The sequence below is a fragment of the Enterobacter sp. DTU_2021_1002640_1_SI_PRY_ASU_LCPMC_013 genome, assembly GCF_032389435.1.
Classification (GTDB): Bacteria; Pseudomonadota; Gammaproteobacteria; order Enterobacterales; family Enterobacteriaceae; genus Enterobacter; species Enterobacter hormaechei_C.
Genome location: NZ_CP135594.1, coordinates 2,681,973 through 2,694,218 on the forward strand (window position 1 = coordinate 2,681,973; position 12,246 = coordinate 2,694,218).

A 12,246-nucleotide genomic window follows, 5' to 3' on the forward strand; every position below is an offset into this window, starting at 1 on the left:
GTTCTGGAAGAAATTAACTGCCGACATAATAAAAAAAGGCTGGATAAACATCCAGCCTGATTTGTCATTATCGTAACCTGCCTCGCGCCAGATTGAGCCGCGACTCGCTCATTTGCATCGCATTCTGGCTGACGTGACAGTGGGTAATCGCAATGGCCAGCGCATCGGCGGCGTCGGCCTGCGGGTTCGCGGGAAGCTTTAATAAGGTACGCACCATATGCTGCACCTGGCTTTTCTCCGCGCTACCGATGCCCACCACCGTCTGCTTAACCTGTCTTGCCGCGTATTCGAATACCGGCAAATCCTGGTTCACGGCAGCGACGATGGCAACGCCGCGTGCCTGACCGAGCTTTAGCGCCGAATCAGCGTTTTTCGCCATAAAGACCTGCTCGATGGCGAAATAGTCCGGCTGGAACTGGGTGATGATCTCCGACACGCCCGCATAGATGAGCTTCAGGCGCGACGGCAGATCGTCCACTTTGGTGCGAATACAGCCGCTGCCGAGGTAGGTTAGCTGGCGTCCCACCTGACGGATAACGCCATAGCCGGTGACGCGTGAGCCGGGGTCAATCCCGAGAATAATCGACATCACGCGTCTCCCGTAAACGGTTTACAGGCTCTCATCAGAGAGTCGCTGCAACCTCATCAGAGATTTCACCGTTGTGATACACTTCCTGCACGTCGTCGCAGTCTTCGAGCATGTCGATCAGACGCAGCAGTTTGGGTGCGGTTTCCGCATCCATGTCCGCTTTGGTAGACGGGATCATGGAGACTTCAGCGTTATCCGCCTTCAGGCCAGCCGCTTCCAGCGCATCGCGCACGGCACCCATCTCTTCCCATGCGGTGTAAACATCAATAGCGCCGTCGTCGTAGGTCACCACGTCTTCCGCACCGGCTTCCAGCGCCGCTTCCATGATCGCATCTTCGTCGCCTTTCTCGAAGGAGATGACGCCTTTTTTGCTGAACAGGTACGCTACAGAACCGTCTGTGCCCAGGTTGCCGCCAGTTTTGGTGAACGCGTGGCGCACTTCCGCAACGGTACGGTTACGGTTGTCGGACAGACACTCAACCATCACCGCCGTACCGCCAGGACCGTAACCTTCATAAATGATGGTTTCCATGTTCGCGTCTTCATCACCGCCCACGCCACGTGCGATGGCACGGTTCAGGGTGTCACGCGTCATGTTGTTGGACAGGGCTTTATCCACCGCTGCGCGCAGACGTGGGTTAGAGGCCGGATCGCCGCCGCCCAGACGCGCCGCTGTCACCAGCTCACGAATGATTTTGGTAAAGATTTTACCGCGTTTGGCATCCTGTGCCGCTTTGCGGTGTTTGGTGTTGGCCCACTTACTATGACCTGCCATAAAAAGTTCTCCAAAAATCGCGCCTTCTCAGGCAGCGTTAATTACAAATTCTTCAATCGCCTGCCGGTTGCTCCACGACTTGGTCAGTGCGGCAGCATCCGCCGCATTCACCCAGCGGTAGGTCAGGTGTTCCGTGAACACGATCTCCCGCTCATGGGGAAGCGCAAGGCAGAACCACGATTCCGTATTGCGCTCAATTCCCGGTGCATAGCGATGACGTAAATGGCTAAAAATTTCAAACTCCACCGTGCGCTGACAGTCCTTCAGGGTCAGTTGCTCGTAAGCAACATCAATGGCGACCTCTTCCTTTACTTCACGCGCGGCGGCCTGCGGCGCGGTCTCCCCCTCTTCCAGGCTGCCGGTAACCGACTGCCAGAAATCCGGATCGTCGCGCCGCTGCAACATCAGCACCCGCTTCGTGTCTTCTGCATAAATGACCACCAGAACCGAAACGGGACGCTTATATGCCATATCAGTTTTTCTCTTCCTTCTTCACCACCTCAATGCCCAGCTCAGCCAGCGCGGCCGGGTTGGCAAAGCTTGGCGCTTCAGTCATCAGACACGCCGCTGCGGTGGTTTTCGGGAAGGCGATCACATCACGGATGTTGTCGGTGCCGGTCAGCAGCATGGTCAGACGGTCAAGACCGAAGGCCAGACCAGCGTGCGGAGGGGTACCGTACTTCAGGGCGTCCAGCAGGAAGCCAAACTTCTCGCGCTGCTCCTGCTCGTTAATGCCCAGAATGCCGAACACGGTCTGCTGCATTTCACCGCTGTGAATACGCACGGAACCGCCGCCCACTTCGTAGCCGTTGATGACCATATCGTAGGCGTTTGCCACCGCGTCTTCCGGCGCCGCTTTCAGCTCTGCCGCCGTCATCTCTTTTGGCGAGGTGAACGGGTGGTGCATCGCGGTCAGGCCGCCTTCACCGTCGTCTTCAAACATCGGGAAGTCGATTACCCACAGCGGCGCCCATTTGCTTTCGTCGGTCAGGTTCAGGTCTTTGCCAAGCTTCAGACGCAGCGCGCCCATCGCATCCGCAACCACTTTCTTGTTGTCTGCGCCGAAGAAGATCATGTCGCCGTCCTGCGCGCCGGTGCGCTCAAGGATCGCTTCCACGATGTCCGCATTCAGGAATTTCGCCACCGGGCTGGTGATGCCTTCCAGACCTTTTGCACGCTCGGTTACTTTAATATAGGCCAGACCTTTCGCGCCGTAGATCTTGATGAAGTTGCCGTAGTCGTCAATCTGCTTACGGCTCAGGGCAGCACCGCCCGGAACGCGCAGGGCAGCCACGCGGCCTTTCGGATCGTTAGCCGGGCCAGCAAAGACCGCGAACTCAACGGCTTTCACCAGGTCTGCCACGTCCACCAGCTCCATCGGGTTACGCAGGTCTGGTTTGTCAGAACCGTAGCGACGCTCGGCTTCCGCGAAGGTCATGACAGGGAAATCGCCCAGCTCAACGCCTTTCACGTCGTTCCACAGGCTACGCACCAGGGCTTCCATCACCTCACGCACCTGCTCAGCGGTCATGAAGGAGGTTTCCACATCGATCTGGGTAAATTCTGGCTGACGGTCAGCGCGCAGGTCTTCGTCGCGGAAGCATTTCACGATCTGATAGTAGCGATCGAAGCCGGACATCATCAGCAGCTGTTTGAAAAGCTGTGGTGACTGCGGCAGCGCGTAGAATTTGCCTTTATGGACGCGGGATGGCACCAGGTAGTCGCGCGCGCCTTCCGGCGTGGCTTTGGTCAGCATCGGGGTTTCGATATCAAGGAAACCGTGGTCATCCATAAAACGGCGCACCAGGCTGGTGATTTTCGCACGGGTTTTCAGGCGCTGAGCCATTTCCGGACGTCGCAGATCCAGGTAGCGGTATTTCAGACGCGCTTCTTCGGTGTTGACGTGGTTGGAGTCCAGCGGCAACGCTTCCGCGCGGTTGATGATCGTCAGATCGGACGCCAGCACTTCGATAGCGCCGGTCGCCATGTCGGCGTTGACGTTTTTCTCGTCACGCGCACGCACGGTGCCCGTCACCTGAATGCAGAACTCATTGCGCAGCTCAGAAGCCAGCTTCAACGCATCAGCGCGATCCGGATCGAAGAACACCTGAACGATACCTTCGCGGTCACGCATATCAATAAAGATAAGGCTACCAAGATCGCGACGACGATTGACCCAACCACACAGGGTGACCTGCTGCCCGACGTGGGACTGACGCAGCTGCCCGCAATATTCTGTACGCATGAGATATCCCTTAATTAGCCGCAGGCTGATTGTCGCCTGTCTCGCAGGCTACGATGTCGCAGCTTTCTGTATGTCACAACTGGATGAAAAAAGGCGGCTATTATACTGGAAATTCTGCCGCACGATAAGAGCGAAGCACGGCCTGACGCGCGTTTGCTGAACTCTTATTGCCTATTCTCACAAAAATTAACAAAATTATCCGACCGATAACAGGCCATCACGTCGTAAGGTGTAGAAAAGCAATCATTTGACGGGAGTGACGATGTTTACACTTGATGCCACCAAAACCGCCCTTGTGGTCATTGATTTACAGGAAGGCATTCTGCCTTTTGCCGGTGGTCCGCACACCGCTGACGATGTGGTCAGCCGCGCTGCGCGCCTGGCAGAAAAATGCCGCGCCAGCGGCTCGCCTGTTGTTATGGTGCGCGTCGGCTGGTCCGCTGATTTCGCCGAAGCGTTAAAACAGCCGGTTGATGCCCAGGCCCCGGCGCAGGCGCTGCCGGACAACTGGTGGACATATCCTGTCTCGCTCGGTAAACGCGACAGCGATATAGAAGTTACCAAACGCCAGTGGGGCGCATTCTACGGCACCGACCTGGAGCTCCAGCTGCGCCGTCGCGGGATCGACACGATTATTCTGTGCGGGATCTCCACCAACATCGGTGTGGAATCCACCGCCCGTAACGCCTGGGAGCTGGGCTTTAACCTGGTGATAGCGGAAGATGCGTGCAGCGCAGCCTCTGCGGATCAGCACCAGGGCAGCATGACCCATATCTTCCCGCGTATCGGTCGCGTGCGCAGCACGGATGAGATCCTCAGCGCGCTATGATGTACGTGGGCCTGCCCCAGTGGTCGCACCCGAAATGGGTGCGCCTGGGTATTACCAGCCTTGAAGAGTATGCCCGACACTTTAACTGCGTGGAGGGCAATACCACGCTGTACGCCCTGCCCCGCGCGGAGATCGTCGAACGCTGGCGCGAGCAAACCACCGACGACTTCCGCTTTTGCTTTAAATTCCCGGCGACCATCTCCCACAACGCCGCGCTGCGCAACTGCGATGATTTAACCCACGAGTTTTTCACCCGGATGTCGCCTCTGGCCAACCGTATTGGCCAGTACTGGCTCCAGCTTCCCGCCACGTTTGGCCCGCGCGACCTGCCTGCCCTCTGGCAGTTTCTCGACGCCCTGCCGCATGGCTTCACCTACGGCGTAGAAGTAAGGCATCCGGAATTCTTTGCCAAGGGCGACGCGGAGAAAGCGCTCAATCGCGGCCTGCATGAACGATCGGTCAACCGCGTGATCCTCGACAGCCGCCCCGTACATAGCGCAATCCCGCACAGCGAAGCCGTTGTTGATGCCCAGCGCAAAAAACCGAAAGTGCCCGTCCACGCGATCGTAACGGCACAGAACCCGATGGTCCGGTTTATCGGCAGCGATAACATGCAGCAAGATGAGGAGATGTTCGCCGTCTGGCTGCAAACGCTGGCGAAATGGGAGCACACCACCACGCCGTACCTTTTTTTACATACGCCGGATATCGCACAGGCGCCTGAACTGGTCGATGCTCTCTGGCAGGCCTTGCAGCAGGCGGTTCCGTCGGTTGGCCTCGCGCCGTCCATCCCACAACAATCTTCTCTTTTCTGAAATCACCCCCTATCATAGAGACGTGCCATCTGCCAAAAACAGGGAGTTAGTATGGTCAGCGCGCTGTATGCGGTGTTAGGTGCATTACTGCTGATTAAGTTTTCATTTGATGTTGTGCGCCTGAGAATGCAGTACCGCGTCTCGTACGGTGACGGGGGCTTTTCTGAGCTACAAAGCGCAATCCGCATCCACGGCAACGCGGTCGAGTACATTCCCGTCGCGTTAATTTTACTGCTGTTAATGGAGATGGATGGCGCAGAAACCTGGATGGTGCACGTCTGTGGGCTGCTGCTGATAGCAGGGCGTTTGATGCATTATTATGGTTTTCACCACCGCCTGATCCGCTGGCGTCGTTCCGGCATGAGCGCGACCTGGTGCTCGCTTTTGCTGATGGTGCTGGCTAACCTTTGGTATATGCCGTGGGAGTTGGTTTTCTCCTTCCATTAGCGCACAATATGCCCCTTTATTTTTCCCGGATTTTTACGTTATGTCAGATCGCGACACGCTTTTTTCCGCGCCTATCGCCAGCCTGGGCGACTGGACCTTTGATGAACGGGTAGCCGAAGTCTTCCCGGATATGATCCAGCGTTCTGTTCCCGGTTATTCCAATATTATCTCCATGATCGGCATGCTGGCGGAGCGTTTTGTTCAACCCGGCACGCAGGTCTATGACCTGGGCTGTTCGCTGGGAGCGGCAACGCTGTCCATTCGTCGTAACGTTCATCACGAAGGCTGCAAGATTGTGGCTGTCGATAACTCACCGGCTATGGTTGAACGCTGCCGTCGCCACATTGACGCGTATAAAGCCCCTACGCCTGTGGAGGTGGTAGAAGGCGATATCCGCGATATCGACATCCAGAACGCCTCGATGGTGGTACTGAACTTTACCCTTCAGTTCCTGGTGCCGGACGATCGTCAGCGGTTGCTGGATAAAATTTATCAGGGCCTGAACCCGGGCGGCGCGCTGGTGTTGTCTGAGAAATTCAGCTTTGAAGACGCCAGCGTGGGCGAACTGCTGTTCAACATGCACCATGATTTCAAGCGTGCAAATGGCTACAGCGAGCTGGAGATCAGCCAGAAGCGCAGCATGCTTGAAAACGTCATGCTGACGGATTCCGTAGAAACCCACAAAGCGCGCCTGCGCAAAGCCGGATTTGAACACAGCGAACTGTGGTTCCAGTGCTTTAACTTTGGTTCTCTGGTGGCGCTTAAAGCCGGAGACGCAGCATGATCGAGTTCGGTAATTTCTATCAGCTGATTGCCAAAAACCACCTTTCCCACTGGCTGGAAACCCTGCCTGCGCAAATTGCCACCTGGCAGCGCGATCAGCAGCATGGTCTGTTGAAGCAGTGGTCCAACGCCGTGGAGTTTCTGCCTGAACTGACGCCTCATCGTCTGGATTTACTGCACAGCGTGACGGCTGAGAGCGAAGAGCCGCTCCCGGCCGGGCAGATCAACCGCATCGAAACGCTGATGCGTAACCTGATGCCGTGGCGCAAAGGGCCGTTCTCGCTGTACGGCGTAAACATCAACACCGAGTGGCGTTCCGACTGGAAGTGGGATCGCGTTCTGCCGCATTTATCCGACCTGACCGGGCGCACCATTCTGGACGTGGGCTGCGGTAGCGGCTATCACATGTGGCGCATGATCGGCGCAGGCGCGCATCTGGCCGTCGGTATCGATCCGATGCAGCTGTTCCTGTGCCAGTTTGAAGCGGTGCGTAAGCTGCTGGGTAACGACCAGCGTGCGCACCTGCTGCCGCTGGGTATCGAGCAACTCCCTGCCCTGAAAGCGTTTGATACCGTTTTCTCGATGGGCGTGCTGTACCACCGTCGTTCCCCGCTGGAGCATCTCTGGCAGTTGAAAGATCAGCTGGTCAGCGGCGGCGAACTGGTGCTGGAAACGCTGGTCATCGAAGGCGATGAACATGCCGTTCTGGTGCCGGGCGATCGCTATGCGCAGATGCGCAACGTTTACTTCATCCCTTCCGCGCTGGCGCTGAAGAACTGGCTGGAGAAATGTGGATTTGTCGATGTACGCATCGCCGATGTGTGCGTGACGTCAGTTGAGGAACAGCGCCGCACCGACTGGATGATCACCGAATCGCTGGAGCAATTCCTCGACCCGGACGATCACAGTAAAACCATCGAAGGCTATCCGGCCCCGATGCGTGCGGTATTGATTGCGACCAAGCCGTAGCCTTTAGCCGGGTGGCGGCCGCGCCTTACCCGGCCTACGCGTCGCACGTTTTCTCCAAAATAGTTCAAGTTGCAGCAAGGCGGCAACGCAGCGAATCCCCGGGAGCTTACATCAGTAAGTGACCGGGGTGAGCGAGGCGGCCAACGCGGCTGCGGCTTGAAATATGAAGGAGAAAAAAAGGCCCCTGTGTAATTTGCAGGGGCCTGGTACAAGCAAGCATCATATTGGGCGACATGATGCGCGGTAAAAATCGGTACGTTGCTACACGTGATGACGTTCAATCAACGATTTCATTACCGCAACCGACTCTCCATCCACACCGTAGCGCGAGTACTCATCCGCTTCAGCATCCGTCGACATTGACAACCCTGTATTGCGATAACGCATGGGTGAAGGTATCCATTTACCCGCTGAGCTATGAAGCTCTTCAACCCCTGCGTTTAAAAACAGTTCCAGATTGCTGGCGCGTACTCCTGCGCCCGCCATGATTATTGGAACACCGGAATGTGCTTTTAGTTCCGTAATTAATTTCAGTCCTTTTTCAGCCGAGGACTGCTGGCCCGACGTCAGAACGCGCGCCACGCCCAGTTCTGCCAGCATATCAAAGGCTTGTATCGGATCCTGACACATATCGAACGCACGATGAAAAGTGACCGCCATCCCCCGGGCGGCGCGCATGACCTGACGCATACGCGGAAGATCGATGTTGCCGTCTTCGTCCAGCACACCGATCACCAGCCCCGGAAAACCGGAATCACGGACGAGGGCGATATCCTCAAGCATGGCACTGAACTCACCCGCCGTATAACAAAAATCACCGCCGCGCGGGCGAATAATCGGGTGCACCGGAATGGTGATGGCCTGGCGGGCTGATTTCAGCACGCCAAAGGACGGAGTTAATCCCCCTTCTTTCGGTGCCGCGCAAAGCTCGATGCGATCGGCCCCCTGCCGTTGCGCAGTGACGGCACACTCCACGCTGTAACAACAAATTTCCAGCAGCGCCATGTCATCCTCCTTAAATTTCACTCAACGTACCATCGTGGCACGTTGCCCGATTAATGTCTGGATCGACGCTCACAATGCTTACGCTTCGCTGGCGACGATCTGCTCGATAGTCCAGGGATGGAATTTCACCGTCACGTTGCCGTCCGTTACGGCAAGCGTAGGGTTCGGTAAGCGTTCGCGCTCCCCTTTTGGCGAGCTGGTTTTGACGAAAATACCCGGCTGGCTTAACCCCTCGTCGGAAAGCAGCGCCAGCGCACGGGCGTTCAGCGTCTCGGGCTCCCCAGGCAGAACAATTTCGATATGCTCCCAGCCTTCGTGCGGATAACGCTTCTCTCCTGGCCAGGGCAGTTCCACAACGGTGAATTGCCAGTGCGCCACCGTTACCGGCGCGTGAAGTTTGAACAGGCAGATCGGGCGACCGTTAATGATATTCTCCGACAGCAGTTCTCCGCACTGCTCAAAGCCACGCCGCCAGCGTTCGGCGGTGGCATTCTGGTGGCAGCGCAAAGAGATGTGATCGGCCTCAAGCGGCGCGATATCCAGCCCGAGACGGGTGGCAAGTTCTGTGAACGCCTGAGTGAAGCGCGGTAAATCTGCGGAAATATCATGCAGTTCGTCAATGGTATGCCAGTTCGCCATAGGTCAGTCTCGTTTCGTGTCGCAAAGCCGCTAATTTACTCTGTTGCCCTCTGTCGACCAACCGCAGAATCACGGTTTTTTCGACTGCATGATTATGCATACCGTCTTCGCCTGGATTCTGAGCGATCTTCGCCCCCCGCAGGGCTGACGCCCGAAGGCATTTGCAGTATACTCCCGCCCTAAATTCTTAAACTGGCGTGGGTGTTTTTTACCCGCATCAAAAACGTAAGGTATCCAGGTGAATATTCAGGCTCTTCTCTCAGAAAAAGTCAGTCAGGCACTGATTGCCGCAGGTGCGCCTGCGGATTGCGAACCACAGGTTCGTCAGTCAGCGAAAGTACAGTTTGGCGACTATCAGGCTAATGGCGTGATGGCAGTGGCTAAAAAACTGGGCATGCCGCCGCGACAGCTCGCTGAGCAGGTACTGACGCATCTGGATCTCACCGGCATCGCCAGCAAAACCGAAATCGCCGGTCCAGGCTTTATCAACATTTTCCTTGAGCCTGCGTTCTTGGCAAGCCACGTTGACGCGGCGCTGAAATCTGACCGTCTGGGCGTGGCTCAGCCAGAAGCGCAGACCGTGGTGGTTGACTACTCCGCGCCAAACGTGGCGAAAGAGATGCACGTCGGTCACCTGCGCTCCACCATCATCGGTGACGCGGCGGTGCGTACCCTCGAGTTCCTTGGTCACAAGGTGATCCGCGCTAACCACGTAGGCGACTGGGGCACGCAGTTCGGCATGCTGATCGCGTATCTGGAAAAGCAGCAGCAGGAAAACGCAGGCGAAATGGCGCTGGCAGACCTGGAAGGTTTCTACCGTGAAGCCAAAAAGCACTATGACGAAGATGAAGCCTTCGCCGAGCGCGCACGCAGCTACGTGGTGAAACTTCAAGGCGGCGACCCGTACTTCCTCGAGATGTGGCGCAAGCTGGTGGACATTACCATGTCCCAGAATCAGCTCACCTATAACCGTCTGAACGTGACCCTGACCCGTGACGACGTGATGGGTGAAAGCCTGTATAACCCGATGCTGCCAGGCATTGTGGCGGACCTGAAAGCTAAAAATCTGGCGGTGGAAAGCGAAGGCGCAACGGTGGTGTTCCTTGATGAGTATAAAAACAAGGAAGGCGAACCGATGGGTGTGATCGTCCAGAAAAAGGATGGCGGCTATCTCTACACCACCACCGACATCGCCTGTGCGAAATACCGTTACGAAACCCTGCATGCGGATCGCGTGCTGTATTACATCGACTCCCGTCAGCACCAGCACCTGATGCAGGCGTGGACTATCGTGCGTAAAGCGGGTTATGTGCCGGATTCCGTGCCGCTGGAACATCACATGTTCGGCATGATGCTGGGTAAAGACGGTAAGCCGTTCAAAACCCGTGCGGGCGGCACCGTGAAGCTTTCCGATCTGCTGGATGAAGCGCTGGAACGCGCGCGTCGCCTGGTGGCCGAGAAGAACCCGGATATGCCTGCTGACGAGCTGGAGAAACTGGCTAACGCGGTTGGGATCGGCGCGGTGAAATACGCGGATCTCTCCAAGAACCGTACCACCGACTATATCTTCGACTGGGACAACATGCTGGCGTTTGAAGGCAACACGGCGCCATATATGCAGTACGCTTATACCCGCGTACTCTCCGTCTTCCGTAAAGCCAATATCGACGAAAGCGTGCTGGCGAATGCCACGGTGACCCTTACCGAAGATCGTGAAGCACAGCTGGCTGCCCGCCTGCTTCAGTTCGAAGAGACGCTCTCCGTGGTCGCGCGTGACGGTACGCCGCATGTTATGTGTGCTTACCTGTACGATCTGGCCGGTCTGTTCTCTGGCTTCTACGAACACTGCCCTATCCTCTCTGCCGAGAGCGAAGCGGTGCGTCACAGCCGTCTGAAGCTGGCGCAGCTGACGGCGAAGACACTGAAGCTCGGTCTGGATACCCTGGGTATCGAAACCGTAGAACGTATGTAAAAAAGAAACCCGGCGAGCGCCGGGTTTTTTATTATCAGAAATATTTCCGCAAATATTCCGTCAGACACAGAATCGCCATTGCCTGGCCATACGGCATCGAGGTCAGCGGTATCTGGCGGTAAAACGCCAGATCGCTCCCCATCCCCGTCCCGAAGGACGTTTGCAGCAGCTCCCCTTCCGGCGAGATGTTTTGCACGATGCCGCGAATCGCTTTCTCCGCCACCTCTGCGTACTCTGCGCCGACATAACGCTTGCGCACGGCTTTCAGAATGCCGTAAGCAAACCCTGCCGTGGCCGACGCCTCCAGATAAGAATCAGGATCGTCCAGCAGCGTATGCCACAATCCACTCTCGTCCTGACATTTTGCCAGTGCGGCGATCTGCGCGTTCAGTACCTGCACCAGATAGCGACGAACGGCGTTGTTTTCCGGCAGATCCACCAGCTCGAGGAAATCCGGGATCACGATGGTCAGCCAGCTGTTGCCGCGCGCCCAGCGGGCCCGGGCAAAGTTGTGATTACCGTCGTAATTCCAGCCGTGGAACCACAGCCCGGTCTCCCGATCCATCAGATTCTGTACGTGGAGCAGGAACTGATAGATCGCCTCCTCGACGTACTCCGGCTTGTTCAGCAGCTTGCCGATTTTCGCCAGCGGCAGCACCGTCATCATCAGCGTGTCATCCCACATCTGCTGATGGTTCTCTTCCGCCAGGGTGATGTGCTGCATGCCGCCATGTTCGGTGCGCGGCATCTCATTCATCGCCCATTCCGCCCAGCTTTCCAGCCACGGCAGCCAAGCAGGGTTTTTGGTCTCTTCGTAGCGATACGCCAGCGTCAGGAACGGCGACATGGTATTCACGTTTTTGGTGGTTGCGCCTTCAGCGAAACGGTCAGCAAACCAGCTGTCGATAATCTCGCGCATGCCTTCGTCACCGGTCTGGCAGTAATACTGCCAGATACCGTATAAACCGACGCCGTGGGTCCATTCCCATCCGGCCCAGCCTTTGGTGTCGATCACGCGCCCGTCGTCCAGCCGCAGCAAAAACTCACCCGTTTTGTCGTGGATATTGACCAGGTTATGCGTCACCTTTTGAATCAGCGATTTCAGCTCATCCCTGGCGATAAAGCGCTCAGGCTGACGCAGTAACGGGCTATGTTTGACAGGCCAAACTTTCATCATC

General features: G+C 56.8%; 13 protein-coding genes. 6 read left to right on the forward strand and 7 right to left on the reverse strand.

What is annotated here, in order from left to right; genetic code table 11:
• Positions 1–67: 67 nt before the first annotated feature.
• Genes ruvC through aspS form a run of 4 tightly spaced genes read right to left on the reverse strand, consistent with a single transcriptional unit; the run spans position 68 to position 3,609 of the window.
• Positions 68–589 carry a crossover junction endodeoxyribonuclease RuvC gene (gene ruvC / locus RS584_RS12900; RefSeq protein WP_003859749.1) on the reverse strand — a complete coding sequence of 174 codons (522 nt, stop codon included), beginning with the start codon at positions 587–589 and terminating at the stop codon, positions 68–70.
• Positions 590–623: 34 nt separating this feature from the next.
• Positions 624–1,364 carry a YebC/PmpR family DNA-binding transcriptional regulator gene (locus tag RS584_RS12905; protein ID WP_003859747.1) on the reverse strand — a complete coding sequence of 247 codons (741 nt, stop codon included), beginning with the start codon at positions 1,362–1,364 and terminating at the stop codon, positions 624–626.
• A gap of 27 nt (positions 1,365–1,391) precedes the next feature.
• Positions 1,392–1,835 (reverse strand): dihydroneopterin triphosphate diphosphatase, encoded by a 444-nt coding sequence (gene nudB / locus RS584_RS12910; RefSeq protein WP_023296808.1) that lies wholly within the window; start codon positions 1,833–1,835, stop codon positions 1,392–1,394.
• Between the two features lies 1 nt (position 1,836).
• A complete protein-coding gene (gene aspS / locus RS584_RS12915; RefSeq protein WP_017384352.1) occupies positions 1,837–3,609 on the reverse strand; it encodes an aspartate--tRNA ligase in 1,773 nt (590 codons plus the stop codon).
• Between the two features lie 262 nt (positions 3,610–3,871).
• Between aspS and RS584_RS12920 the strand changes: the two genes are divergently transcribed.
• From RS584_RS12920 to cmoB, 5 genes are read left to right on the forward strand one after another with little or no spacing between them, the layout of a single operon-like run.
• On the forward strand, positions 3,872–4,438 hold the full coding sequence (locus tag RS584_RS12920; RefSeq protein WP_017384353.1) for a hydrolase: 567 nt from the start codon (positions 3,872–3,874) through the stop codon (positions 4,436–4,438).
• Positions 4,435–5,253 (forward strand): DUF72 domain-containing protein, encoded by an 819-nt coding sequence (locus RS584_RS12925; RefSeq protein ID WP_315748013.1) that lies wholly within the window; start codon positions 4,435–4,437, stop codon positions 5,251–5,253. Before RS584_RS12920 ends, RS584_RS12925 begins: the two co-directional genes overlap by 4 nt.
• 51 nt (positions 5,254–5,304) lie before the next feature.
• Positions 5,305–5,700 (forward strand): MAPEG family protein, encoded by a 396-nt coding sequence (locus RS584_RS12930; protein ID WP_003859737.1) that lies wholly within the window; start codon positions 5,305–5,307, stop codon positions 5,698–5,700.
• A gap of 40 nt (positions 5,701–5,740) precedes the next feature.
• The gene (gene cmoA, locus RS584_RS12935) at positions 5,741–6,484 is read left to right on the forward strand and encodes a carboxy-S-adenosyl-L-methionine synthase CmoA (RefSeq protein WP_003859735.1); all 744 of its coding nucleotides are present in this window, start codon (positions 5,741–5,743) and stop codon (positions 6,482–6,484) included.
• Positions 6,481–7,452: a tRNA 5-methoxyuridine(34)/uridine 5-oxyacetic acid(34) synthase CmoB gene (gene cmoB, locus RS584_RS12940; protein ID WP_015570275.1), complete on the forward strand. Its 972-nt coding sequence runs from the start codon at positions 6,481–6,483 to the stop codon at positions 7,450–7,452. The genes cmoA and cmoB overlap by 4 nt, the downstream gene beginning before the upstream one ends.
• Before the next feature lie 261 nt (positions 7,453–7,713).
• Here cmoB and cutC read toward each other — a convergent pair whose 3' ends face one another.
• Positions 7,714–8,457 carry a copper homeostasis protein CutC gene (cutC, locus tag RS584_RS12945; RefSeq protein ID WP_315748014.1) on the reverse strand — a complete coding sequence of 248 codons (744 nt, stop codon included), beginning with the start codon at positions 8,455–8,457 and terminating at the stop codon, positions 7,714–7,716.
• Positions 8,458–8,535: 78 nt separating this feature from the next.
• A complete protein-coding gene (locus RS584_RS12950; RefSeq protein WP_015570274.1) occupies positions 8,536–9,096 on the reverse strand; it encodes a VOC family protein in 561 nt (186 codons plus the stop codon).
• Between the two features lie 238 nt (positions 9,097–9,334).
• On the opposite strand from RS584_RS12950, the gene argS reads away from it, so the two are divergent.
• Positions 9,335–11,068, forward strand: a complete 1,734-nt coding sequence (argS, locus tag RS584_RS12955) for an arginine--tRNA ligase (protein WP_023294934.1) — start codon at positions 9,335–9,337, stop codon at positions 11,066–11,068.
• 34 nt (positions 11,069–11,102) lie between these two features.
• On the opposite strand, the gene RS584_RS12960 is transcribed toward argS, so the two are convergent.
• Positions 11,103–12,242: a glycoside hydrolase family 105 protein gene (locus RS584_RS12960; protein WP_026080697.1), complete on the reverse strand. Its 1,140-nt coding sequence runs from the start codon at positions 12,240–12,242 to the stop codon at positions 11,103–11,105.
• Positions 12,243–12,246: the final 4 nt, after the last annotated feature.